Genomic DNA, 24,225 nt, shown 5'->3' on the forward strand with positions numbered 1-24,225 from the left:
CGAGGTCGTGGCGCGGTGCCCGTTCACCTCGTGGTTCGACAAGCTCACCATGAGGTGAACTCATAGGGCACACAGAAATACAAAAAAGCCGCCCATTTCTGGGCGGCTCTAAATTCAGCGGTGGAACACCTTAGTGGTGGTGCTCTTCCGGAACGTCGTCTTCGTCAGCCTGGATGAGCTTTGCGAGTTCCGCGCGGGTCATCTTCTTGTCGGTGATAGCGCCGAGATCGGCAACGTAGTCAACGACCTTGTTCTCGAACACCGGGGCACGCAGACCTGCAAGCGCCTGTGGGTTCTTGCGGTAGTAGTCGTAAACCTGCTGTTCCTGGCCTGGGAAGCGACGGACTTCCGCGATGAGCGCCTGCTGGTGCTCTTCTTCGGTCACGTTCACGTCGTTCTTGTTGCCGATTTCGGCAACAACCAGACCGAGGCGCACGCGGCGCTCAGCGATCTTGCGGTACTGTTCCTTGGCGGCTTCTTCGGTCGTGCCTTCGTCTTCGAAGCTACGGCCGTGATGCTCGATCTCGTGAACAACGCGGTTCCAGATGGTGTCGAATTCCGCGTCGACCAGCTGAGCTGGGACGTCGAACTTGTGGCCATCATCGAGTGCATCGAGGATCTGGCGCTTGACGTGCTGACGGCTCATGGATGCCAGTGCGGCTTCCATCTGCGTCTTCACTGCAGCGCGAAGGGCTTCAACGTTCTCAACGCCGAGCTTCTGGGCGAACTCGTCATCCAGATCACCGGTGTTTGGACCGTCGACGTGCAGAACGGTAACCTCGAAGGTTGCCTTTTTGCCAGCCAGTTCGTCGCTCTGGTAGTCAGCTGGGAACGTAACTTCGATCTCGCCAGTCTGGCCCTTCTTGAAGCCGATCAGCTGCTCTTCGAAGCCTGGGATGAATTCGCCCGAGCCAACAGTCAGGTGAGCATGGTCGGACGTGCCGCCATCGAACGCCTTGCCGTCGATCTTGCCAACGAACGACAGACCGAGACGGTCGCCATTCTCGACAACACCCTCGTCACCCTTGTCGGTGTAGCCACGGTTCTGTGCGAACACGCGGTTGACTTCGGCGTCGAGTTCTTCGTCGGTGATCTCAACGACAGGCTTGTTCAACTTGACGCCCTTGAGGTCCATCAGTTCGACTGGTGGCAGAACTTCGTACTCAACGTCGAAAGACAGGTCGGCATTGCCGTCGAGCACTTCGTTGATCACAGCCTGATCGTCTGGCAGATCAACCTTTGGCTGAGCAGCAGCGCGCTCATTGCGGCCATCAAGAGTGTCCGAGACGGTCGAGTTGATCGCGTCGGTCATCACTTCGGACATAGCCGAACGGCCGAACATCTTCTTGATGTGCGCCAGTGGCACTTTGCCTGGACGGAAGCCCTTGATGTTGGCCTGACCCTTAAGCTCTTCGAGCTTGGCGCTGAGGCGCGTGTTGAGGTCGGCGGCCGGAATAGTGACGCTCAGCTTGCGCTTAAGGCCTTCGTTGAGGGTCTCAGTAACCTGCATTCGGTTCAATCCCGTATTCATTGATCTCTGGGCCAAGTCCAGACTGTGGTGCGGGTGAGAGGAATCGAACCTCCACGCCTTGCGGCGCTGGAACCTAAATCCAGTGCGTCTACCAGTTCCGCCACACCCGCAAAAAGGACCCGTTGGCCGGGTTGGGGTTGCATCTATATGAAGAAGGAAAGCCAGTCAAAGCCTAGCTTGGCGTTTTCGCCGGAATGGAGAAGACTCTGGCGATAAGACCGTCTTCAACCACCAGCATGATAGCAACTTCCACAGGTATATCGCCCAGACCGTGGATCAGTTCATGGTCGATAACGGTGTTGCCCAACACGATACGATTGACGAGTTCGGCCCGCAAACCCTCGTGATTGAAGCGATTTTCGGCGTAAAACTTGCCGTAGGCGGCCTTGCCCTGGAGCAGCGGCACCATATCGGGCAGCCGAAAGCTGCTGACGTCTTCGGCAAAGGCCGAGAGAAAAAGCGGCAGGTCGCGCTTGTTGTAAGCCTCAAATTGCAGCTCGGCGCACTCAAGTGGCGTCATTTTTGTCATTTGCTTCACCCTTCTCCGCGCGAGATCGTCACACTTGGCTAATTTTTGTGCAATCCGCCGACTATTTCATCATACACTGCGTCAAACAGCATCCTGCTGGACAAGCACCGAAACCTTAACCCTTTCATCTATAACAGTTTTTTGCGTGTTGGCAGCACTGGCACAGCCCGTGCATACAGGTTGGCGGTATCCGCCCAAAGTCACGAAAGTGGAGGCTCAATTGAAAAAAATCGAGGCTATCGTAAAGCCGTTCAAGCTGGACGAAGTCAAAGAGGCACTGCAGGAAGTCGGTCTGCAGGGCATCACGGTGACCGAAGCCAAGGGCTTTGGCCGTCAAAAGGGCCACACCGAACTCTATCGCGGCGCCGAATATGTCGTGGATTTCCTGCCTAAGGTGAAGGTCGAGGTCGTCTGCCCCGATGAACTCGCCGACAAAGCCATCGAGGCAATCCGCAACGCAGCGCAAACCGGTCGCATCGGCGATGGCAAGATCTTCGTTTACTCGATCGAGCAGGCCATCCGCATTCGTACCGGCGAATTTGGCGACGACGCGCTCTAAAGCCGCGCCGCGCCCGAACCCCAACACGCATTCCGTTCTACAAAGGGAAGACCCATGACCACCGGAGCAGATCTCCTCAAGCGCATCAAAGAAGAGAACATCAAGTATCTCGACCTGCGCTTTACCGACCCGCGCGGCAAGCTGCAGCACGTCACGCTCGACGTTTCCATCGTCGACGAAGACCTGTTTGAAGAAGGCACCATGTTCGACGGTTCCTCGATTGGCGGCTGGAAGGCCATCAACGAGTCCGACATGGTTCTGATGCCCGATCCGAACTCGGTCTACATGGACCCCTTCTTTGGCGCGTCGACGATGGTCGTGAACTGCGACATTCTCGAGCCCCTGACGTACCAGCCTTACAGCCGCGATCCACGCACCACGGCAAAGAAGGCCGAGGCCTATCTCAAGACCACAGGTATCGGTGACACGGTGGTGTTTGGCGCTGAGCCAGAATTCTTCATGTTCGACGACGTGAAGTACTCCAACACCCCATTCAAGGTTGGCTTTGAAGTCGACCACCCAGAGCTGCCATCCAACAACGACACCGCCTATGAAGCCGGCAATAACGGCCACCATATCGGTCTCAAGAAGGGCTACTTCCCCGTGCCCCCATTGGATAGCGCGCAGGACATCCGTGGCGAGATGCTCGCGGCCATGGCCGACATGGGCGTGGTCGTTGAAAAGCACCACCACGAAGTGGCTTCGGCCCAGCACGAACTCGGCATCAAGTTTGCGCCGATGATCAAGGCTGCCGACGACGTGCAGATCTACAAGTATGTGATCCACCAGGTCGCAAACGCTTACGGCAAGACCGTCACGTTCATGCCAAAGCCAATCTTCGGCGACAACGGCTCGGGCATGCACTGCCACCAGTCGATCTGGAAAGACGGCAAGCCACTGTTCGCTGGCGACCAGTATGCCGGCCTGTCGATGGACGCGCTGTACTACATCGGCGGTATCATCAAGCACGCCAAGGCCATCAACGCCTTCACCAACCCAACCACCAACAGCTACAAGCGTCTGGTACCAGGTTTTGAAGCTCCCGTGTTGCTGGCCTACTCGGCCCGTAACCGCTCGGCTTCGTGCCGTATTCCATTCGGCCAGTCGCCGAAGTCCAAGCGCGTCGAAATCCGCTTCCCAGATCCGCTGGCCAACCCATACCTCAGCTTCGCTGCGATGCTGATGGCTGGCCTCGATGGCATCAAGAACAAGATCCATCCCGGCGACCCGATGGACAAGGATCTGTACGAGCTGCCACGTCAGGAACTGATGCAGATCCCACACGTTGCCGGCTCGCTCCGCGAAGCGCTGAACGCCCTGGAAGCCGATCACGAGTTCCTGCTGGCTGGCGGCGTGTTCGATAAGGACCAGATCTCGAGCTATATCGAGCTCAAGATGACCGAAGTCATCAAGTACGAGCAGACCCCTCACCCGGTCGAATACGAAATGTACTACTCGGCCTAATCGCCTGGTAAGAAAACGAAAAGGGGCCCGAAAGGGCCCCTTACTTTTTGGCTTCAGCCACCTTGCCCGGTAGCGGCGGCATCTGCAGCAACTTCTCCAGACCTTCCGCAGCCTGCTTGTCCACGAACTGAACAGCAAAGCCGACGTCAAGCTTGCGCACCACGTGCCCAACCAGACTGCCTACCGCAACGGCCGCACCGACGGCTGGCGACTTGGTCGCGGACACAGCCACCCCCGTCTGGGAAACGTCGATGACGAAGCACGGCATCAGTGTGCCATCATCGAGCGTCAGCACCGAACGTGGGTTGCGCGGCAGAATGCGGGGCGATTCCCGCTTGTCTGCCGCCTGTTGGGTACCGTGCTTTTTGAGCCAGACGATCTTGGCGGCCAGCTTGGTGCGCGCTGCTTCATCAACCTCAAACTCGATAACGAAGCCCGTCGGCAGCTTGCGCACCACATTGGCACGTAAAAGGCCAAAATCCTTGAAATGGGTAGCAACCTTCTCGCCCACACGCGGCACTTCCGCCGCGACCAGCACTGCCTGATGCGTGGAAATGGACGTGACGCGACAGGCATGGACCGGGATGGTCACGCCATCGTCGCCACGGCGCTCGGACAAGGCATAGACGCCCGCTAACTCACCGATATAGCGAACATCCTCCGTGACGCGCGCGCCTGCCGCCCCAGCGGCTTGTTGCATCGACTCTGGAATAGCCCCCTCCTCCCGCAAGAGATTTGCGGAAAAGATAAGATAAAAATCCTAAAGACTTTCCCATCGGTATTATTGCCGATGCCTAGGGACCCACCAAAGTATAGCGTCAGCTTGTCTCCGCCGACATGGCAACAAAGAAATGCTCAGGCCCATCAACCTCTTTCAACTTCTTGCCATCAATCAACAAAAATCGACTGCCGAGACCTCTTACGAAGCTGCGATCATGTGACACCAGAATACAAGTGGCGCCATGGGAGAGGATTTCATCCTCAAGACTCTCTTGGCCTGGGATATCAACATGGTTTGTCGGCTCATCGAGCAAATAGAAGTTCGGCTGTAGTAACCGAAGAGCCAAAAGGCCAAGCCGCGCCCGCTGCCCGAAGGACATTTCTGAGATCGGCCGCTCCTGCTTTTCGACAGGAAAACCCGCTGCCGCCAAAAGGCTTTTGCTGCGCTGATCGCCCTGATCGAACTGGCCGGTGATGTAGTCGAGCGGCGACGACTTGCTGGGCAGGAACGACATGGCCTGGTCAACATAACCCGGTACCACCTGTGGACTGACGCGCACGCCGGGCGTGTCGCTGCCCGTCATGGCGCGGTGGATCAGCCCCATGAGCTGCGATTTGCCGGTGCCGTTGCGACCCAGCACGACGATGCGATCGCCCTGAAAGATGTGCAGCTTTTCAATGCGGAACAACTTGTCGCCAGCGGGCGTCGTAACGTCCACATTCTCCATGGCCAGCATGACCTTGGCCGCTGCGCCGCTATTGCCGAGCTTGATCTCACCGCTGCGCTCCTTGTGCAGTGAGAGAACGGCATTCTCGATCTTTTCGGCGCGTTCGCGCAGATATTTCGATTTGACGGTCAGCAGATCGCTACCCGAATTGATGCCGATATTGGTCAGCTTGGCCGCCTGCTTGCGGAGACGACTAACTTCTTTGAGATCCTTCTCCCGCTTCGCCTCGGCCGCTTCATCGGCCTCCGCCAGGGCAGCCCGCGCCTTGCTGTAAGGCAAGGCGTAATAGTGCGAGGTGTCGGGCCGCAGGAACAGCGTGCGATTGGTGGTGGCGTCGAGAAACTGGCGATCGTGGCTGGCGATGATGACGGGAATGTTCCGCGCTGCCTGATTGATCCAGTTTTCGAGCTGGTAAAGCTTGCCGAGATCGAGGTGATTGGTCGGCTCGTCGAGCAGCAGCGCGTCGGGTTGCAGCGCCCAGCAGCGGGCAATGAGCGCAATGCGCTGCCATCCCCCACTGAGCTGGTTGAGCGGAAGATGACGCATGGCTTCTGGCGCCTCGAACTCGTCGAGCACCACATCGACCCGCCAGCTATCGGTCTCCCGATCGGCAGAGGGCAAGGCTTCCAGCACCGCCTCATACAGCGTCAGCCCCATGCTCGCCTTCGGCATGTCTTGTTCGACATAACCAACCTGGAGCCCGCGAGAGCGGACGATATCACCACTCGTGAGTTCGCCCTGCCCTACAATTGCGCGCAGCAGCGTCGTCTTACCCCGGCCATTGCCGGCGACAAGACCAACGCGATCACCATCGCTGATGACGAAATTGAGATTGGAAAACAGAGTATCGGTGGCCACAAGGCCGGCGTTACGGAGACTGATAGAACCCATTTTAGAACTCGCTGGTGCGGCGACACCTCAGGTGCGCGCCAATGCCGTCAGGAGGCGGTCGGCGCATGCGCCAGAGACCGCCACAAAGGGCAAACCAGAATGGGAAAGACAGAGAAGAACGTCCGTACCAGTACCTGGTCAGCCCTGTAGCTGCTGCCACAGGGCGTAGACGGGGCCACGCGAACGGTGCTCGAAATGAAACGTCATCGGGCCCTCCATCGTTTCGTGTTGGCCATAGCCGAAGCAATAACCAAACCGGCCGCGAAAATCAATTCACTGCCGGCTCAGACGAAATAGAACAGTACAGACACGAAAAACAGCGCCCCAATACGCGGGACAGGCAGATTGGCCAGCCGGTACGCAATACCTGAAAACCCGGCTTGCGGCCAAACACCGAAGACTATTGAGCCGGTCGAGACCGGATACGCAGAACTATGATCCCGGTCGGCTCGCATACGGCAACTCCAGACAAAAACCGTATGACTGTTGTTCTAGCAGCGTGCCTTTAAGAAAGTGCTTTCAAGAAGCAAACGGAACGTAAACTCAGCGCCCGATTGTGGGACGGTTTTGTCCGGATGCGGGAAATGATGGCGTCACGAGAGCTGACGCCATCATAAATAGATATGCGATCACAATGCGTTGGATCGAGTTGAAGCGCCTATTTGGCTGGGCGCAACTGCTGCACGTCGGCGATCCGCGCCGTGCAAAAGTTGAAATCGATCAGATAAACCCAACCATCCTTGGTGCCACGCACCTGGATATGGCGGTCATTGGCGACGTTGAGCGCGATATCGGTGTAGCCGCGCGCCGCAATGAAGTCGCGGATCTGTCGATCTGTCAGGCAACTGACGAACAGCGGCTCACCCCAGCGTTCAGAAGCCGACGAGCCGAACGCCTGTTTCTCGGAGCTTTCGTCGCCAAAGAACATGCCAAAGCTCTGGGCATGAGCGGGCACAGCCAGCATCAGCATCGCCGCAACGACGGCACTTCCCACAAACTTGTTCATGCTCCACCTTATCTCAGTACGGCCGCTTAGTTCCCGAAGCCGAATTGAAAGCCAAAACCGCCACCGTTGTTGTAGCCACCGTTATACACACGCTGGGCCTGACGAACACGATTGACCTCACCCGTGCACTTATCAACGCGCATCGTATAGAGCCAGTTGCCATAGACGGCCTGCAGGTCCACCCGGTTGTTGTAGAGTTCGCGGGTGATATCGACATTGGAGAAGCCGTACCCGGCAATGCCCTGGCGCACTTCGCGGTTGGTCAGGCAACGATAGCCATAGTCGTAACCGTAACCATCGTCGTACCCATAATCGGGAGCCCAGCCCGGAGCCGCAAAGCGGCCCGTGGCGCTGGCGCCGCTTCGACCATTGGTAGCCGGACCATTACCGGGTATCTGGATGCTGAAGCTAGCCGAGGGGCCTTCCTGCGCCTGGGCAGGCATAACGGCGAGAGCCGAGCCGCCAATCGCTACGGCGAGGACTGCTGCACGGGCAACGCTCTTGAACGAGTTGAAGGTCGGGATCATCTAAGGGCTCCATGGCATTTGCGACGCTATTGTCGCGAGTTGCCTTACCTCTATCCCCCACCCCTTGAACACAACTGCAACCAGCCGTTCATCTGCCGTTCAGGTTTGTGGGCAAATCAGGGCGATGACAGGCCGACTAGCGACCGCGTGGTTTATGCTAAAAGGCGGAATCGCCCGATTCGGGGTGCAGAAACGGAACTTGAATGTCTGAAGTAGAAGACCTTTTCGGCGCCGGAACCCAGCCCGCGCCAACGCCGCCAAAGCCAGAAGCGCCAAAGGCTGCGCCCAAGCCGGCCAGCGATGCGGGCTCCTATTCGGCTGCCGATATCGAGGTTCTCGAAGGACTTGAGCCAGTTCGTCGGCGCCCCGGCATGTATATCGGCGGCACCGATACCAACGCCCTGCACCACCTGTTTGCCGAAGTTATCGACAACTCGATGGACGAGGCGATTGCTGGTCATGCGACGCGCATCGAGGTGCATCTGGGGGCCGATGGCTACATCACCGTGACCGATAATGGTCGCGGCATTCCAGTTGAGAACCACCCGAAGTATCCCGGCCGCTCGACACTCGAGATCGTTCACACGGTTCTGCACGCGGGCGGCAAGTTTGATTCCAGCGCCTACGAGACCTCCGGCGGCCTGCACGGCGTGGGTGTCTCCGTGGTCAACGCGCTGTCGGACGACATGGTGGTGGAAGTTGCGCGCGAGCAGCAATTGCACCGCCTGCGCTTCTCGCGCGGCAAGCCACAGGGGGAGATCGAGCATCTTGGCCGTGTGAACAACCGTCGCGGCACCACCACACGGTTCCACCCCGATCCACAGATTTTCGGCGATCTCGCTCACTTCTCGGCGGCGCGCCTGTTCCGCATGACGCGGGCAAAGGCGTACCTGTTCGCCGGTGTCGAGCTACGTTGGAGCTGCGACGAAAGCCTCGTCCCCGAAGACGCCCCAGCCAAGGCTGTGTTCCATTATCCGGACGGCCTCAAGGACTTCATGACGGCGCGCATTGAGGGCGAGACGCGCATCGTCGACGAGATTTTCTCGGGCAGTAATGGCAAGCCCGGCACGCATGGCGCCACCGAATGGGCAATCGCCTGGACGCTGGGCGACGGCGGCGTGTCCTCATACTGCAACACTGTGCCAACGCCAGATGGCGGCACGCACGAAGCGGGCCTGCGTGGTGCGCTTCTGCGCGGCCTGAAGAACTATGCCGAGCTGACCAAGAACAAGGCCGCGGCGCAGCTGACAGCCGAAGACGTGTTCGCCCATTGCAGCGCCATGCTGTCGGTGTTCGTGCGCGAGCCCGAGTTTGTCGGGCAGACCAAGGACAAGCTCGCCTCGGGCGAAGCGACCCGCATCGTCGACACTGCCCTGCGCGACGCGTTCGACCACTGGCTGGCGGCCTCGCCCAACCAGGCCGGCAAGCTGCTGGACTGGGCTGTGGAGCGCGCCGAAGAGCGCCTACGCCGCCGCAAGGAAAAAGAGATCGACCGCGCCAGTGCGACGCGCAAGCTACGCCTGCCCGGCAAGCTTGCCGACTGCACACAAACTGCAGCGCAGGGAGCCGAACTGTTCATCGTGGAAGGTGACTCGGCTGGTGGTTCTGCCAAGCAGGCCCGCAGCCGCGCCAGCCAGGCCGTGCTGCCCCTGCGCGGCAAGATCCTCAACGTCGCCGGCGCAAGCCGCGAAAAGCTGGCGACCAGCCAGATCATTCAGGACATCATCCAGGCCGTCGGCTGCGGCACGCGTGATCGCTATCGCGATGACGATCTGCGCTATGACAAGATCATCCTGATGACCGACGCCGACGTCGACGGTGCCCATATTGCGGCGCTGCTGATGACGTTCTTCTTCCAGGAAATGCCACGCCTGATCGATGGCGGTCACCTGTTCCTCGCCATGCCGCCGCTCTATCGCATCAGCCAGGGCGGCAAGACGCTCTATGCCCGCGATGACGCGCACAAGGACGAGTTGATGGCGACCGAGTTCACCGGCAAGGGCAAGGTCGACGTCACCCGATTCAAGGGTCTGGGCGAAATGCCATTTGCGCACCTGCGTGAAACGACCATGTCTCCCAAGAGCCGCACGCTGTTGCAGGTGAAGGTTCGCGATGATCTGGATGCGACCCGGATCAGTGTTGATCGCCTGATGGGCACCAAACCCGAAGCGCGCTTCGACTTCATTCAGGAGAACGCCGCATTTGTCGTTGATCTGGACGTATAAAGGCTCGTCCGGATCCAATTAAGGCTAAGTATCGCAAGACCGTTGACTTGAAAGGCCTTTGCGCTATGGTCCGCGCCGCTGGAGCATTTCCGGCTTGACGGCTTGCTTTGTCCGCCGATGCCGAACGTGCCTCAGGGCCACTCCGCCGATTTGCAGCTCCTGCAGTCCCGTCCGGTGGCCGCCTCAGTCGTGGACGCTTTCGAGTAATTGCCTTTCCCGGTCCGCAACTGACGCAAGAGAGCGTGTGCCCTGCACATGCCCGGTTGCGGCACCATCCCGATGCACCGTTTCGAATGTTTCGAACCGGATCCGGCCTCGGGCAAACCTCTGAGTGGATTTACCGAATTTGACTGATGATTTTTCCGGGCTCGGCCTTTCAACCAAAGTAACCGATGCGGTGCTCGCTGCCGGGTACAACAAGCCGACCGAAATTCAGGCGCAGGCGATTCCCCACGTCCTTCAAAAGAAGGACATTATTGGCATCGCACAGACCGGCACCGGCAAGACGGCCAGCTTCGTGCTGCCCATGCTGACGCTGCTGGAAAACGGCCGCGCCCGCGCTCGTATGCCCCGCACGCTCATTCTTGAACCAACGCGCGAACTCGCTGCGCAGGTCTCCGAGAACTTCGAGAAGTACGGCAAGAACCACCGTCTCACCATGGCGCTGATCATCGGCGGCGTGAGCTTTGAAGACCAGAACAAGAAGCTCGATCGCGGCGTTGACGTGCTCATCGCCACGCCGGGCCGCCTGCTCGACCAAATCGATCGCGGCAAGATCATGCTGAACGGCGTTGAGATCCTGGTGATCGACGAAGCCGACCGCATGCTCGACATGGGATTCATCGACGACATCGAAAAGATCTGCTCGCGCCTGCCACCCCGTCGCCAGACCATGCTGTTCTCGGCAACGATGGACGGCCAGATCGAGAAGCTGACGAAGAAGTTCCTCAAGGACCCGGTGCATGTGCAGGTTTCCCGCACTGCATCGACCGCGGACACCATTGACCAGAAGCTGGTCAAGGTTGGCTCCAAGCCCGAAGAAAAGCGCGCTGTTCTGCGTGCGCAGATCGACGCTGCAACGGGCCTGACCAATGCGATCATCTTCTGCAATCGCAAGCGCGATGTGGCGACCCTCGCCCGCTCGCTGGAGCGTCATGGCTATAGCGCCGGTGGCCTGCACGGGGACATGGACCAGAAGAGCCGCACCGAGACCCTGGATGCGTTCAAGAACAACCGCCTGACCCTGCTCGTTGCCAGCGACGTTGCGGCCCGTGGCCTCGACATTCCGGCCGTGAGCCACGTGTTCAACTTCGACGTGCCTGTGCACGCTGAAGATTACGTGCACCGCATCGGCCGTACTGGTCGCGCTGGCCGTCTGGGCGTTGCCTATACCTTCGTGGCCCCTGCCGACACCAAGCACCTCGACGCGATTCTGAAGCTCATTCAGAAGCCGATCGAATGGCTTGAGACCGGCGCTGCACCTGCAGCAACCGAGGCCGGCGAAACGAGCGAAGAGCGTCCCGCACGCCCTGCCCGCTCGCGTCGTGGTGGCGCGCGTACGCGTCCGCCTGCGGCAGCTGCTGCAACACCAGCGGCAGCCGAATCCGCAGTGGAAGCTGAAGAGGCACCAAAGGCCGAGGCCCGCGCACCACGTCAGCAGCGCCCCGCAGCGCCGAAGGCAGAACGCGCCGCCGAGGCCCAGCCAGAGCGTCAACGTCGCCCTGAGCAGACCGAAGCCAAGCCACAGCGCAACCGTCGTCGCCCGGAGGCCGATCAGGACACTGATTCTGCTCCAAGCAACGGCTCGCCCTTCGGCAATGACGGCCCAATCCCGGCCTTCCTGCTGCGCCCAACGCGTATCCCTAGCTAAAGTCCTGACGCTATTCATTAAATAGAGCGCCGCATTCGTGCGGCGCTGATTGCAACTTCCTTAACATTGAAGTTGTATTTATGAATGGGGGAACAAATTGCACAAACAATCGATAGCAAGAGATTGTGCAATGAGGGCGAGGGAAGCAGGTGTCCGAACAGGAATTCAACCGTGCGCTTGGCTATGCCAATTCCGCATTTGACCTGCTCAAGCGCAGCAGCATTCCGCCCTATCCCCAGTTCTACGAACTCTTCTATACCTACGCCACTGGCGTAAATCCGTCGCTGAACAACCGCATCAACGCGATCTTCCGCAACGGCACCTCACCATCGTCTGACCTCGCCGAGACACTCTACGAAGAGTTCCTCAAATCGGATGTCGACGACAGGCTGACCAACGTCTCCGAACGGATGACGGCCCGCATCGACGCTGTGCACGACGCGATCGATACGGCGATGACGAGTGCGACGGCCTATTCCGGCTCACTGGAATCAGCCACCGACGATCTGGAACAGGCGCTCTCGCCCGAATCCTTCCGTGCGCTGGCCAGTCGTCTGCTGAATGAGACGCGCCGTATGCAGGACACCAATCGCGCGCTGGAACAGCAGTTGCAGTCATCGCGCGATGATATCGCGGCGCTGCAACGCGATCTTGATGACGCGCGGCGCGAGTCAATGCTCGATCCGCTGACCAAGATCGCCAACCGCAAGAGCTTTGACGAGGGGATGGACGTGGCTATCGCCGACGCCAGCCGAACCGGCGATCCTCTCTGCCTGATGATGCTCGATATCGATCATTTCAAGAATTTCAACGACACCTACGGTCACCAGACTGGTGATCAGGTGTTGCGACTGGTCGCCATGCTGTTGAAGTCCAACATAAAGGGCAAGGATCTGGCAGCGCGCTATGGCGGCGAGGAACTCGTGGCGATCCTGCCTTCCACCGATGTCGAAGGCGCAGTGATCGTGGCGGAGAACATCCGCAAGGCCATTCAGGCCAAGGAACTGCTCAAGCGCTCAACCAATGAGAAGCTTGGCCGCATCACCGCCTCGTTCGGCGTAGCGGCATTCCAGCCCTCGGATACCCCCGCCTCCCTGATCGAACGCGCGGACCGGTGCCTCTATGCGGCAAAGCACGCTGGCCGCAACCGCGTGGTCAGCGAAAAAGACCTCGAAGGCTCGCTGCGGCGTGCCGCTGGCTGACGCGGCCTATTCTGTCGCGGTCAACTCCACGCCCAGCCCCTTCAGCATGTCCCAGTAAGCTGGATAGGTCTTGCCCACGCATGCGGGATCCAGAATGACGATCCCGGGGACCTTGAGACCCGCCAGAGCAAAGCTCATGGCGATGCGGTGGTCGTGGTAGGTCTCGATCCGGGCAACGCTTCCCAAGACCGCGACCTTGGCCGCCAGATCTGGATCAGATGCGACCAGCAGATCATCTCCCTCCTCGGTGCCAAGGCCCGGTAGGATACGATTGAGCTCATTGCAGACAGCACGAATGCGGTCGGTTTCCTTGACCCGCAGATTGGCAATGCCAACGAAGCGCACCGGCTGATTGTTGAACGCAGCCAGTACTGCCAGCGTCGGCACCGCATCCTGCATCTGCGAGCCATCGATGACGGCGGGCATATTGGGGAACTGCGCGATAAAGGCCTGCGCAGCGGCGTCGGGCTGGGTGAACGCGTCAGCAGCAACGCCAAGGTCAATATTGCCACCAGTGAGCGCCTCTGCGCCCCACAGATAGGTCGCAGCCGACGCATCCGGCTCGATAACGAAGTCGGTGGCGGTGTAGCCGGTCGGCTCGATCTGCCAGGTGCCTGCATCAACCTGCTCGACTGACGCGCCGAAACTGCGCATAGCGGCGAGCGTCAAATCGACATAACCACGCGCGCCGATCTCGCTGCCGGTGAGCGCAACCTCGATGGCGCCCTCGCCCATTGGCGCCGCCATCAGAAGTGCGGAAACATATTGGCTGGAGAGACCGCCATCGATCTCGACCCGCCCCTTGCCGAACGAACCATTGCCGCGAATGGTAACCGGCGGGCAACCGGTCGGGCTGGTTGCATCAATGCCCAGGGACCGCAGGGCCGTCACAAGCGGACCAATCGGGCGCAGGCGCATATCCTCGTCGCCATCGACAATAACTTCACCATCCACGGTCGCCACGGCTGCCGTCAGGAAGCGCGTTGCGGTGCCGGCATTGCCGAGAACCAGGGGCTCTGTCGGCTGCTGAAGCCTGCCGGAACTGGTGACAACAAAGCTCGTTGCGTCCGGTTCCTCGACGGTCACGCCCATCTGGCGCAGCGCGGCGGCCATCAGGACCGTGTCTTTGCTTTTGAGCGCGCCGGTCAGGCGGCTCGTGCCCTTGGCCAACGCTGCCAGCAACAGGGCGCGATTGGTGATGGACTTGGAGCCCGGCGGCGAAACGCGGCCGACCAGCGGATGAGTGGGAGGAGTGATTGCGAGCGCAGGAGGAAGCGATTTTGCCATGATGGCGGATCAATGCACCAAGGTGGCGAGTGGTGCAACTGGGTTGTGGCGGCATCGGAGTACCCCCACCTAGCCTCCCCCTGAAAGGGGGAGGAACAGTCTGGTGGATGGGGAGATATCTTGCCCAAAGCGCGATCAGTTCCTCCCCCTTTCAGGGGGAGGCTAGGTGGGGGTATTCTTGCTACCCACAAACAAAAATCCCCGCTTTCGCGGGGATCAAACTCGTAAAACCTTCAGGCGCTACGCGACAGCGCGGGCATCCGCGATGGCCTTCAGGTCGGCGGCTTTGAGCGTAACGCTCTCGCCGCAACCGCAGGCGCCGGTCTGGTTGGGGTTCTTGAAGGTGAAACCCGAGCTCATCTTGGACTGTTCGAAATCCATCACGGTGCCGAGCAGATACATCGTCGCCTTGGGATCAACCCAGACGTCGACACCCTTGTCGGTCACGTGGTCGTCGCCCTTCGGCGCTTCGGCCACATAATCCATCGTGTAGCTGACACCCGCGCAACCGGCATTCTTGATCCCGACCCGCAGGCCGATCACCGGCTTGTCGGAGTCTTCGATGATCTCGGTGATCCGCTCAGCGGCGGCATCGGTGAGAGACATGATCTTGAAGGCCATGAGGCAATCCTCGTCTATCGGCGTTTCACGATATATAGCGCGTCGGAGCCGAACTTACCACCAGTTCAACGCGACTTGAGCTTCTTCGCTCATGCGGGTCGCGTCCCAAGGGGGATCGAACACCATATTGACCGTGACGTCCTGAACGCCTTCGACGGCGCGGGCCGCATTCTCGACCCAGCCGGGCATTTCGCCGGCGACAGGGCAACCAGGCGCGGTCAGCGTCATGTCGATGACGAGGTTCCGGTCATCATCGAGGTCAACCTTGTAGATCAGGCCAAGCTCATAGATATCGACGGGGATTTCGGGGTCATAGACGGTCTTGAGCGCGCCGATGAGGTCGCTCGTGATGCGCTCGACTTCCGACTCGGGAAGACCGCCGCCCACTGTGGGCGTGATGCGGTTTTCTGGAATGGTCGGCGCAGGGGCAATTTCGGATTCGTCGGTCATTGTGGTCCTCGCTTACGCGAAAAATTTCTGGGCGCGTTCGATGCCGTCCACCAGCGCGTCCACGTCGTCCTTGCCGTTATATAGGGCGAAGGAGGCGCGGCAGGTAGAGGTGACACCGAAACGTTTAAGCAGCGGCATGGCGCAGTGTGTCCCGGCACGAACGGCGATGCCGTAGCGGTCGAGAATGGTCGAGACGTCGTGGGCGTGGGCGCCCTTGATCTCGAACGAGAAAATCCCGCCCTTGCCCGGCGCCGTGCCGATCAGGCGCAGCGAATTGATGCGGCTGAGGCGTTCCTGCGCATATTCGGCAATGGCGTGTTCATGGGCGGCAATCGCGTCGCGGCCGAGCTCGGTCATATAGGTGAGCGCCGCACCCAGCCCGATACCCTGAACGATGGGCGGCGTGCCCGCTTCAAAGCGATGCGGCGGCTGATTGTAGGTGACGGTGTCCATGGTGACGACGTCGATCATCTCGCCGCCGCCCTGATAGGGCTGCATCTCGGCAAGCAGATCATACTTGCCGTAGAGGACGCCAATGCCGGTCGGGCCGTAAAGCTTGTGGCCGGTCATGATGTAGAAATCGGCGTCCAGGTCCTGCACGTCCACGCTGGTGTGAACGGCGCCCTGGCTGCCGTCGATCAGCACCGGAATGCCGCGCGCATGGGCGATCTCGATGACCTGCTTGATCGGCGTGACAGTGCCAAGAACGTTGGACATATGCGTAACCGCAACGATACGCGTGCGGTCCGTCAGTGCGGCCTCGAAAGCGTCGAGTTCAAAGCTGCCGTCGTCGCGAACGTCGACCCACTTGATCACCGCGCCCTTGCGTTCGCGATGAAAGTGCCACGGCACGATATTGGAGTGATGCTCCATGATCGTGGTGACGATTTCGTCGCCCTCGCTGATGCGTGGACCGGCAAACGACTGCGCAACGAGGTTGATGGCCTCGGTCGCGGATTTGGTGAAGATGATCTCTTCGATGCGCCCGGCATTGAGGAACTTGCGGGCCGCTTCGCGCCCCCCCTCGTAGGCCTCGGTCGCCCGATTGGCGAGCGTATGCAGGCCCCGGTGCACGTTGGCGTATTCGTGACGGAACGCATAATCCATCCGGTCCAGCACCTGCACCGGCTTTTGCGCCGAGGCACCGCTGTCGAGATAAACCAGGCGATGGCCATGGATCTGCTCGGACAGGATCGGAAAATCAGCGCGGACTTTTTCGAGGTCGAAGGTCATTGGTCAGTTCCTGTGGAGAGAACCCCCACCCTTGATCCCTCCCCACAAGGGGGAGGGAGACGCAGGAGCCGTTAGACACTGGCTCCGCTCTCGCAGTCGTACTTCCCTCCCCCTTGTGGGGAGGGATAGAGGGTGGGGTAGCCCCACCCACCAGATTACTTCCCGGCCAGCAGCCAGCCGTCGATTATGCCGTGGAGGGCTTCGGCGAGGGCTTCGTCTTCGATTGGGTCGACGAGTTCCTCGAGGAAGCCACGAACCAGCATGGTCTCGGCTTCGGCAGTCGGAATGCCGCGGCTTTCCAGATAGAACATGCTGTCTTCATCGAGCTTGCCGCAGGTCGAGCCATGACCGCAAACGACGTCATCGGCATAGATCTCGAGCTCGGGCTTGCTGAGGATTTCAGCTTCGTCCGACAGCATCAGGCCCTGATGCATGAACTTGGCATCGGTCTTCTGGGCATCGCGCGCCACGACCAGCTTGCCCTGCACCACCGACTTACCGCGACCGCGGGCAATCGATTTGAACAGCGGCTGGGACGTAGTGCCGGGGACAGCATGCAAGGCATCCATGGTGATGTCAGCGTGCTGGCCATCGGACACGAGGTTGAGGCCAGTGATATCCCCATGAGCACCGGCGCCTTCATAGCGCGGGAACACCTGCGTGCGGCTGAGACCGGCACCGGCATGGATCACCAGCGTACGCAGCTTTGCGCCATCGGCGAGATGGTACTCGTTGCTGGCAAAGTGCGCAGCCGAACGCGACGACAGATCGACGGTGACATGGGTGACAACGGCATTCTTGCCGAGCGCCATATAGGTGCCATGATTGCCGACATGCGCCGCATCGGAACCCGAGAAGGTTTCAAGGATGACGGCAGAAGCGCCATCGGCCACGAAAATCTTGACGGAGTCAGCAGCGTGAGCGGCTTCGCCTTCAATGCGGCGATCGATCTGGATCACCGGGTCAACGCTGTTTTCCAGCGTCAGGGTCAGGCTTTCCTTGGCGAGCGCACCATTGAGATGCACCAGCACGTCATCGCGGGTCGACAGCACACCACCAGCGGTCTTGCCGACGATGACGCCAGCAGGCGCCGTCGAGGCGGCCTGAACCACGCCGTTGGCGATCATCAGCTGATACGCGCCAGCAATGCGCAGCGCCGGAGCGCTGGCTTCATTGGCGGCTTGTGCCAGCGGAGGGATGGCCTTCAGCAGCATCTTGAGATCGGTGTAGTGATAGCTCTCGACGCGACGGGTGGGCAGGCCAGCAACGGTGATGCGCTCGGCTTCAGCCGCCGCGCCAACAGAGTTGAGCTGCTCGATCAGAGTATTCTCGGCTGTTCCGAGCCGGACGGGAACGGTCAGTGCCATGATCAGGCCGCCGCGCCGTCGAAGTCAGCATAGCCCTTGGCTTCGAGCTGAAGTGCCAGGTCCTTGTCGCCGCTTTCAACAATCCGGCCATCGGAGAACACATGCACCACGTCGGGCACGATGTGGTTCAGCAGGCGCTGATAGTGTGTGATGACGAGCATCGAGCGATTGCCATTGCGCAGAGCGTTGACGCCCTTGGAGACGACCTGCAGCGCATCGATATCGAGGCCTGAATCGGTCTCATCGAGGATGCACATCTTGGGCTGAAGCAGCGCCATCTGCAGCACTTCGGCGCGCTTCTTCTCGCCGCCGGAGAAACCGACGTTGAGTGGACGCTTGAGCATATCGGTGTCGATGTTGAGCTCGGTGCCAGCAGTCTTGACCGCGCGCATGAAATCCGGGGTCGACAGCTCACCTTCGCCGCGTGCCTTGCGCTGCGAATTGATGGCCGCCTTGAGGAAGGTCATCGTGGCAACGCCGGGGATCTCGATCGGGTACTGGAAGGCCAGGAACAGGCCAGCAGCAGCGCGCTCATGCGGCTCCATATCCAGCAGGTTTTCGCCATCGAGCAGCACTTCGCCGTCTGTGATTTCGTAGTCTTCCTTGCCGGCGAGCACATAGCTCAGCGTCGACTTGCCCGAACCGTTACGGCCCATCACGGCGTGCACTTCGCCGGGTGGAATGATCAGGTTCACGCCCTTGAGGATTTCACGATCTTCAATGCGCGCGTGCAGGTTGCGGATTTCAAGGATTGGGGTGGTCATCAGTCGGTCTCCAATTTCGATGCTCTTGTCGCTTTGAGCGCCAGCAGAGCGGTGATCTTTCAGTAGACCTCATCCTGAGCGTGTCGAAGGACGTGGTCGTGGCTCGATGTGTGTTCCGACCTCGTGGTTCGACAGGCTCACCATGAGGTCTCAGATATGCGGGCTAGCCGACCGATCCTTCGAGGCTGATCGAGATCAGCTTCTGGGTTTCGACCATGAATTCCATCGGCAGGTGCTGCAGCACGTCACGGACGAAGCCGTTGACGATCAGGGCCACAGCCTCTTCCTCGTCCAGACCACGCTGGGCGCAGTAGAACATCTGGTCATCGGAGATCTTGGACGTGGTGGCCTCGTGCTCGAACACCGCCGTACCATTACGGCTTTCGATGTAAGGCACGGTGTGGGCACCGCACTTGTCACCGATCAGCAGGCTGTCGCACTGGGTGAAGTTACGGGCGTTCTTGGCCTTGGCGTGGGCAGAAACCTGACCGCGATAGGTGTTGTCCGAGAAGCCGGCAGCGATGCCCTTGGCGATGATGCGGCTGGACGTGTTCTTGCCCAGATGGATCATCTTGGTGCCGCTATCGACCTGCTGGTAGCCGTTCGAGATGGCGATGGAATAGAACTCGCCGCGCGAGCCGTCGCCACGCAGGATGCAGCTCGGGTACTTCCAAGTGATCGCCGAACCGGTTTCCACCTGGGTCCAGGAGATCTTGGAGTTGTCGCCACGGCAATCGCCACGCTTGGTGACAAAGTTGTAGATGCCGCCCTTGCCGTCCTTGTCGCCGGGATACCAGTTCTGGACGGTCGAGTACTTGATCTCGGCGTTTTCGAGCGCAACCAGCTCAACCACTGCCGCGTGCAGCTGGTTTTCGTCGCGCATCGGGGCGGTGCAGCCCTCGAGATAGCTCACATATGAGTCAGCTTCGGCGATGATGAGCGTGCGCTCGAACTGGCCGGTCTTCTTCTCGTTGATACGGAAATAGGTCGACAGCTCCATCGGGCAGCGAACGCCTTTGGGGATGTAGACGAACGAGCCATCGGTGAAGACAGCGCAGTTCAGCGTTGCGTAGTAGTTGTCCGAAACCGGCACCACCGAGGCCAGGTACTTCTGCACCAGCTCGGGATACTCGCGGATGGCTTCCGAGATCGAGCAGAAGATGATGCCGACCTTGGACAATTCCTCGCGGAACGTGGTCACCACGGACACGGAGTCCATCACAGCGTCGACGGCAACCTTGGGACGCTCAACGCCAGCCAGGATTTCGCGCTCCTTGAGCGGAATGCCGAGCTTATCATACATCTTGAGCAGCTCAGGATCGACTTCGTCCAGGCTCGTCGGCGCTGGCGTCGATTTTGGCGCGGCGTAGAAGTACATGTCCTGAAGGTCGATCTTGGGATAGTGCACCTTCGCCCAGTTTGGCTCGGTCATGGTCAACCAGCGCGCATAGGCTTCCAGGCGCCAGTCCAGCATCCACTGGGGCTCATTCTTCTTGGCGGAAATGAACCGGACGGTATCTTCGCTCAGGCCCTTGGGAGCCATGTCGGATTCGATATCGGTCTCGAAACCGTACTTGTATTTGTCCACGTCGAGCGAGCGCACCGAGTCCACGGTGGCGCGATCAATGTTTTCCTTGAGCGTCGGGATATCGTCGTAGTCCGCCATGATCGGCTTCTCCTATTTGCCCGGTGGCGATTCAAGGTCGCCGCGAGCCGTCAAAACTCTAATGCGACCTAAGCCGCCTGCCCTTGCCGCGCCCGCTGGCGCTCAAGGATCGATTGGTAACCAGCGACGAACGCATCAACGTCCGCCGCCGTGGAATTCCAGCCCAGGCTGACGCGCAGGGCACACTCGGCCAACTCGGCCGATACACCCATGGCTGCCAGCACGTGGCTCGGCCCAACCTTGCCCGAAGAGCAGGCCGAGCCCGACGACACAGAGAGGCCCAAAAGGTCCAGCCCCATCATCGCCGTTGCATTCTTGACGCCGGGCACCGCAAAATTGGTGACATTGCCCAGCCGGTTCTCGCCAAACACCACAGCATCGCTCGATAGCGCCGCTTCGAGCCGTGCGATGAGGCCAGCAACATTGGCCTCGGCATAGCGCGTTTCGATGGCCGCAGCAGCAGCGCCAAACGCCGCAATCAACGCCGCGGCCTCGGTGCCGCCACGCCTACCCTGCTCCTGCCCACCACCGGGTATGAGCCGAACCGTGTCGGCGTGAGCCTTGACCAGCAGCGCGCCGATCCCGGCCGGTGCGCCAATCTTGTGGCCGCTCACAGCCATCATATCGGGTGCGGAGGCCGCAAAATCGAGTGGCAGCTTGCCAAACGCCTGCACCGCATCCATGAACAAGGTGTGACGGGTGGGCCCGAGAAGCGCGTTGATGCGCCCGATGGGCTGCACCACGCCGGTTTCATTGTTCACCCAATGCAGGGCAACCAGCAGATTGCCCTCCGCCTCGGCAATTATCTTGGCCAGTTGATCGAGATCAATGCAGCCATTGGGCAGAAGCCCGATAGTCACTATGGGCAAGCCAGTCGCCTCAGCCGCCTTGGAAACTGCTGCATGTTCCCCGGCGCTGATAACAATGGCACTGCTCGCAAAGGCCTTTGCGCCGCCGACGATCGCCTGGGTGATCGCCTCGGTAGCCGACCCGGTGAAGACCACCTGCTTGCGTTCGGCGCCCGCCAGGGCCGCCACCTGCCCGCGAGCAGTATCGATGAGATTGCGCAATGCACGGCCATGGCCATGCACCGATGAAGGATTGCCGACGTGATCCAGCGCAGCCACCAGCGCCGCCCGCGCTTCGGGTAGAAGCGGGGACGCGGCATTGTGATCGAGATAGATCGCCGCTCTGGTCATCGTATTTCCATGTGGCACATGCGTGCCGGTCATACCTTCCATGCCGAGTTCTGGGCGCCGATGCGTCCCTGGAACCAAACACTTCTTGAAATTTGACGCCCAACTTCATTACAAGGAGCGCACTTGCAGGCCGTTACGCGGCCTAAACCCGTTTTGAATAATTCTAAACTGGTTATTTCGACCCATGTTTTAGGGAGCGAGGCGCGCTTAGTCAAGCCGCAACGCCGCCACAACCGGGCCGGGAAAACCACGCAACAGAGCCAAAAGTGGCCGGAAAAGCAGACCCATGCCAGAAGTGATTTTTAATGGTCCCGAGGGCCGTCTGGAAGGCCGTTACCAGCCAGGCAAGGAGCCAAACGCTCCGATCGCCATCGTATTGCATCCCCACCCGCAGTTTGGCGGGACGATGAACAACCAGATCGTCTACAATCTCTTCTACATGTTCGCTGAGCGCGGCTTCGCTGTGCTGCGCTTCAACTCGCGCGGCGTCGGCCGCAGCCAGGGCATGTTCGACCACGGCATCGGTGAACTCTCCGACGCGGCCGCCGCGCTCGATTGGCTGCAGGTCATCAACCGCGAATCGCGCGGCTGCTGGATCGCCGGCTTCTCGTTCGGCGCCTGGATCGGCATGCAGCTCTTGATGCGCCGCCCCGAAGTCGAAGGCTTCATCTCGGTGTCCCCACCAGAAAACCTCTATGACTTTTCGTTCCTGGCACCCTGCCCGTCCTCGGGCCTGATCATCCATGGCGACAAAGACCGCGTGGCTCCGCCAGCGTCGGTGCAAAAGCTCGTCGACAAGCTCAAGACCCAGAAGGGTATCACCATCGAGCAGCAGATCGTCGAGGGCGCCAACCACTTCTACGAAGGCAAGGTCGATGAACTGACGACCGCCTGCGCTGAATATCTCGACCGTCGCCGGCTCGAGATCGCCGCCGGCGGCGGGCGCTAGTTTTCAAGCGCAGCTTCGCGATCCGTTGGAAGGGACCTCATCCTGAGCCTGTCGAAGGACGGGGTCCCGCATGCACCGACCTCGTGGTTCGACAAGCTCACCATGCGGTCTCAACAGCCTCATTGGTCTTGAAATGACAAAATTCAAATCTGACTTCCTGCGCGTTCTCGATGAGCGCGGCTTCATCCACCAGATTTCCGACCCCGAGGGGCTCGACGCCCTGGCCCTCAAGGGCCCGATCTCTGCCTATGTCGGCTATGACGCGACAGCGACGTCCATCCATATCGGCAATCTGATCTCGGTCACCATGCTCTACTGGCTGCAGGAAACCGGCCACAAGGCGATCAGCCTGATGGGCGGCGGCACCTCCATGGTCGGCGATCCCTCGTTCCGCGACGATCAGCGCAAGCTCCTGACCGTCGAGCAGATCGACGCCAATATCGAGAGCATCAAGAAGGTCTACGGCAACATCCTGAACTACGGCGGCTCCAACCCAGCCACCATGGTCAACAATGCCGATTGGCTGCTCAAGCTGAACTATGTCGAGTTCCTGCGCGACGTAGGCCGCCACTTCTCGGTCAACCGCATGCTGAGCTTCGATTCGGTGAAACTGCGCCTTGACCGCGAGCAGTCGCTGAGCTTCCTCGAATTCAACTACATGATCATGCAGGGCTACGACTTCACCGAGCTGAACCGTCGCTATGGCACGGTTCTGCAAATGGGCGGGTCGGACCAGTGGGGCAACATCATCAATGGTGTGGACCTCAACCACCGCATGGGCGGCGAGCAGCTCTATGCACTGACGACGCCTTTGCTGACCAAGTCATCCGGCGAAAAGATGGGCAAGTCCGCATCGGGCGCTGTCTGGCTCAATGGCGACCTCTTCAGCCCCTATGATTTCTGGCAGTATTTCCGCAACACCGAAGACGCCGACGTCGGCAAGTTCCTCAAGATCTTCACCCGCCTGCCGCTGGACGAAATCGCCAAGCTGGAAGCGCTGGGTGGCAACGAGATCAATGAGGCCAAGAAGGTGCTGGCGACCGAAGTCACCGCCATCGTGCACGGCCGCGCCGCTGCCGAGCAGGCACTGGCAACCGCTTCGGCTACGTTTGAGGCCGGCTCGATCGACCTGTCGCTGCCAACCGCGACCGTCACCACGGGCGAGCTCAACGCCGGCATCGGCATTCTGTCGGCGCTGGTGACCGCAGGCCTGGCGGCCTCCAATGGCGAAGCCCGCCGTCACATCCAGTCCGGCGCCGTGCGCGTCAACGACACGGTTGTGGATGACGACAAGGCCACCATCGGAGACAGCGCGCTGCTCGACGAAGGCGTTATCAAGCTGTCAGTCGGCAAGAAGCGCCACGCGCTGATCAAGCCTGAATAAGACTGGCAAATATGCAAATTGACGGCCCCCGGAGTGATCCGGGGGCCGTTTTT

The 24,225-nt window shown here is 60.1% G+C and carries 21 protein-coding genes and 1 tRNA gene; 7 read left to right on the plus strand and 15 right to left on the minus strand.

The genetic code is table 11. From position 1 onward, the window contains the following. Positions 1-130 precede the first annotated feature (130 nt). From tig to WH87_RS07345, 3 genes are all read right to left on the minus strand, one after another. Positions 131-1,510 (minus strand): trigger factor, encoded by a 1,380-nt coding sequence (gene tig, locus WH87_RS07335; RefSeq protein WP_046140241.1) that lies wholly within the window; start codon positions 1,508-1,510, stop codon positions 131-133. A 46-nt stretch (positions 1,511-1,556) separates the two neighbouring features. Continuing rightward, positions 1,557-1,641, minus strand: a tRNA-Leu gene (locus tag WH87_RS07340). A gap of 62 nt (positions 1,642-1,703) precedes the next feature. Further along, entirely contained in the window at positions 1,704-2,060 is a 357-nt protein-coding gene (locus tag WH87_RS07345) for a nuclear transport factor 2 family protein (RefSeq protein WP_197410746.1), read from the minus strand. Positions 2,061-2,280: 220 nt separating this feature from the next. On the opposite strand from WH87_RS07345, the gene WH87_RS07350 reads away from it, so the two are divergent. Together WH87_RS07350 and glnA are read left to right on the plus strand one after the other, a co-directional pair. Continuing rightward, entirely contained in the window at positions 2,281-2,619 is a 339-nt protein-coding gene (locus WH87_RS07350) for a P-II family nitrogen regulator (RefSeq protein WP_046140243.1), read from the plus strand. A 54-nt stretch (positions 2,620-2,673) separates the two neighbouring features. Beyond that, the gene (gene glnA / locus WH87_RS07355) at positions 2,674-4,083 is read left to right on the plus strand and encodes a type I glutamate--ammonia ligase (RefSeq protein WP_046140244.1); all 1,410 of its coding nucleotides are present in this window, start codon (positions 2,674-2,676) and stop codon (positions 4,081-4,083) included. Between the two features lie 40 nt (positions 4,084-4,123). On the opposite strand, the gene WH87_RS07360 is transcribed toward glnA, so the two are convergent. The 4 genes from WH87_RS07360 to WH87_RS07375 form a co-directional block, all read right to left on the minus strand. After that, positions 4,124-4,783 (minus strand): PilZ domain-containing protein, encoded by a 660-nt coding sequence (locus tag WH87_RS07360; RefSeq protein WP_052726582.1) that lies wholly within the window; start codon positions 4,781-4,783, stop codon positions 4,124-4,126. A 118-nt stretch (positions 4,784-4,901) separates the two neighbouring features. Then, a complete protein-coding gene (locus WH87_RS07365; RefSeq protein ID WP_046140245.1) occupies positions 4,902-6,422 on the minus strand; it encodes an ATP-binding cassette domain-containing protein in 1,521 nt (506 codons plus the stop codon). Positions 6,423-7,080: 658 nt separating this feature from the next. Beyond that, the gene (locus WH87_RS07370) at positions 7,081-7,428 is read right to left on the minus strand and encodes a hypothetical protein (RefSeq protein ID WP_046140246.1); all 348 of its coding nucleotides are present in this window, start codon (positions 7,426-7,428) and stop codon (positions 7,081-7,083) included. Between the two features lie 26 nt (positions 7,429-7,454). Further along, positions 7,455-7,955 (minus strand): hypothetical protein, encoded by a 501-nt coding sequence (locus WH87_RS07375; RefSeq protein ID WP_046140247.1) that lies wholly within the window; start codon positions 7,953-7,955, stop codon positions 7,455-7,457. Between the two features lie 203 nt (positions 7,956-8,158). On the opposite strand from WH87_RS07375, the gene parE reads away from it, so the two are divergent. The 3 genes from parE to WH87_RS07390 all read left to right on the plus strand — a co-directional run bounded on the left by parE (position 8,159) and on the right by WH87_RS07390 (position 13,252). Continuing rightward, positions 8,159-10,180: a DNA topoisomerase IV subunit B gene (parE, locus tag WH87_RS07380; RefSeq protein ID WP_046140248.1), complete on the plus strand. Its 2,022-nt coding sequence runs from the start codon at positions 8,159-8,161 to the stop codon at positions 10,178-10,180. A gap of 346 nt (positions 10,181-10,526) precedes the next feature. After that, complete coding sequence (locus tag WH87_RS07385) at positions 10,527-12,050, plus strand: DEAD/DEAH box helicase (protein WP_046140249.1); 1,524 nt, start codon at positions 10,527-10,529, stop codon at positions 12,048-12,050. A 149-nt stretch (positions 12,051-12,199) separates the two neighbouring features. Further along, positions 12,200-13,252, plus strand: a complete 1,053-nt coding sequence (locus WH87_RS07390; protein ID WP_052726583.1) for a GGDEF domain-containing protein — start codon at positions 12,200-12,202, stop codon at positions 13,250-13,252. 6 nt (positions 13,253-13,258) lie between these two features. On the opposite strand, the gene aroA is transcribed toward WH87_RS07390, so the two are convergent. The 8 genes from aroA to WH87_RS07430 all read right to left on the minus strand — a co-directional run bounded on the left by aroA (position 13,259) and on the right by WH87_RS07430 (position 21,839). Beyond that, entirely contained in the window at positions 13,259-14,539 is a 1,281-nt protein-coding gene (aroA, locus tag WH87_RS07395) for a 3-phosphoshikimate 1-carboxyvinyltransferase (protein WP_046140250.1), read from the minus strand. 240 nt (positions 14,540-14,779) lie between these two features. Further along, on the minus strand, positions 14,780-15,160 hold the full coding sequence (locus WH87_RS07400) for a HesB/IscA family protein (protein ID WP_046140251.1): 381 nt from the start codon (positions 15,158-15,160) through the stop codon (positions 14,780-14,782). A 54-nt stretch (positions 15,161-15,214) separates the two neighbouring features. Further along, the gene (locus WH87_RS07405) at positions 15,215-15,592 is read right to left on the minus strand and encodes an SUF system Fe-S cluster assembly protein (RefSeq protein ID WP_046140393.1); all 378 of its coding nucleotides are present in this window, start codon (positions 15,590-15,592) and stop codon (positions 15,215-15,217) included. 30 nt (positions 15,593-15,622) lie between these two features. Beyond that, positions 15,623-16,843, minus strand: coding sequence for a cysteine desulfurase (locus WH87_RS07410; RefSeq protein ID WP_046140252.1), 1,221 nt, complete (start codon positions 16,841-16,843; stop codon positions 15,623-15,625). Between the two features lie 155 nt (positions 16,844-16,998). After that, a complete protein-coding gene (sufD, locus tag WH87_RS07415) occupies positions 16,999-18,210 on the minus strand; it encodes a Fe-S cluster assembly protein SufD (protein ID WP_046140253.1) in 1,212 nt (403 codons plus the stop codon). A 2-nt stretch (positions 18,211-18,212) separates the two neighbouring features. Further along, positions 18,213-18,962, minus strand: a complete 750-nt coding sequence (gene sufC / locus WH87_RS07420; protein ID WP_046140394.1) for a Fe-S cluster assembly ATPase SufC — start codon at positions 18,960-18,962, stop codon at positions 18,213-18,215. A 175-nt stretch (positions 18,963-19,137) separates the two neighbouring features. Then, positions 19,138-20,640, minus strand: a complete 1,503-nt coding sequence (sufB, locus tag WH87_RS07425; RefSeq protein ID WP_156458147.1) for a Fe-S cluster assembly protein SufB — start codon at positions 20,638-20,640, stop codon at positions 19,138-19,140. A gap of 68 nt (positions 20,641-20,708) precedes the next feature. Then, positions 20,709-21,839: a cysteine desulfurase family protein gene (locus WH87_RS07430; RefSeq protein WP_046140396.1), complete on the minus strand. Its 1,131-nt coding sequence runs from the start codon at positions 21,837-21,839 to the stop codon at positions 20,709-20,711. 286 nt (positions 21,840-22,125) lie between these two features. Between WH87_RS07430 and WH87_RS07435 the strand changes: the two genes are divergently transcribed. Together WH87_RS07435 and tyrS are read left to right on the plus strand one after the other, a co-directional pair. After that, positions 22,126-22,788, plus strand: a complete 663-nt coding sequence (locus tag WH87_RS07435) for an alpha/beta hydrolase (protein WP_046140254.1) — start codon at positions 22,126-22,128, stop codon at positions 22,786-22,788. A 133-nt stretch (positions 22,789-22,921) separates the two neighbouring features. Further along, a complete protein-coding gene (gene tyrS, locus WH87_RS07440; RefSeq protein ID WP_046140255.1) occupies positions 22,922-24,172 on the plus strand; it encodes a tyrosine--tRNA ligase in 1,251 nt (416 codons plus the stop codon). Positions 24,173-24,225 lie beyond the last annotated feature (53 nt).

The organism is Devosia epidermidihirudinis (genome assembly GCF_000971295.1).
Taxonomy (GTDB): Bacteria; Pseudomonadota; Alphaproteobacteria; order Rhizobiales; family Devosiaceae; genus Devosia; species Devosia epidermidihirudinis.

Excerpts from the sequence above, each read along its gene's own strand:
- WH87_RS07370 (WP_046140246.1), bottom strand. The coding sequence starts at position 7,428 with ATGAACAAGTTTGTGGGAAGTGCCGTCGTTGCGGCGATGCTGATGCTG.
- WH87_RS07430 (WP_046140396.1), bottom strand. The coding sequence starts at position 21,839 with ATGACCAGAGCGGCGATCTATCTCGATCACAATGCCGCGTCCCCGCTT.
- sufB (WP_156458147.1), bottom strand. The coding sequence starts at position 20,640 with ATGGCGGACTACGACGATATCCCGACGCTCAAGGAAAACATTGATCGC.
- WH87_RS07410 (WP_046140252.1), bottom strand. The coding sequence starts at position 16,843 with ATGACCTTCGACCTCGAAAAAGTCCGCGCTGATTTTCCGATCCTGTCC.
- WH87_RS07345 (WP_197410746.1), bottom strand. The coding sequence starts at position 2,060 with ATGACAAAAATGACGCCACTTGAGTGCGCCGAGCTGCAATTTGAGGCT.
- aroA (WP_046140250.1), bottom strand. The coding sequence starts at position 14,539 with ATGGCAAAATCGCTTCCTCCTGCGCTCGCAATCACTCCTCCCACTCAT.
- parE (WP_046140248.1), top strand. The coding sequence starts at position 8,159 with ATGTCTGAAGTAGAAGACCTTTTCGGCGCCGGAACCCAGCCCGCGCCA.
- WH87_RS07375 (WP_046140247.1), bottom strand. The coding sequence starts at position 7,955 with ATGATCCCGACCTTCAACTCGTTCAAGAGCGTTGCCCGTGCAGCAGTC.
- glnA (WP_046140244.1), top strand. The coding sequence starts at position 2,674 with ATGACCACCGGAGCAGATCTCCTCAAGCGCATCAAAGAAGAGAACATC.
- tyrS (WP_046140255.1), top strand. The coding sequence starts at position 22,922 with ATGACAAAATTCAAATCTGACTTCCTGCGCGTTCTCGATGAGCGCGGC.
- WH87_RS07400 (WP_046140251.1), bottom strand. The coding sequence starts at position 15,160 with ATGGCCTTCAAGATCATGTCTCTCACCGATGCCGCCGCTGAGCGGATC.
- tig (WP_046140241.1), bottom strand. The coding sequence starts at position 1,510 with ATGCAGGTTACTGAGACCCTCAACGAAGGCCTTAAGCGCAAGCTGAGC.
- WH87_RS07435 (WP_046140254.1), top strand. The coding sequence starts at position 22,126 with ATGCCAGAAGTGATTTTTAATGGTCCCGAGGGCCGTCTGGAAGGCCGT.
- WH87_RS07365 (WP_046140245.1), bottom strand. The coding sequence starts at position 6,422 with ATGGGTTCTATCAGTCTCCGTAACGCCGGCCTTGTGGCCACCGATACT.
- WH87_RS07360 (WP_052726582.1), bottom strand. The coding sequence starts at position 4,783 with ATGCAACAAGCCGCTGGGGCGGCAGGCGCGCGCGTCACGGAGGATGTT.
- sufD (WP_046140253.1), bottom strand. The coding sequence starts at position 18,210 with ATGGCACTGACCGTTCCCGTCCGGCTCGGAACAGCCGAGAATACTCTG.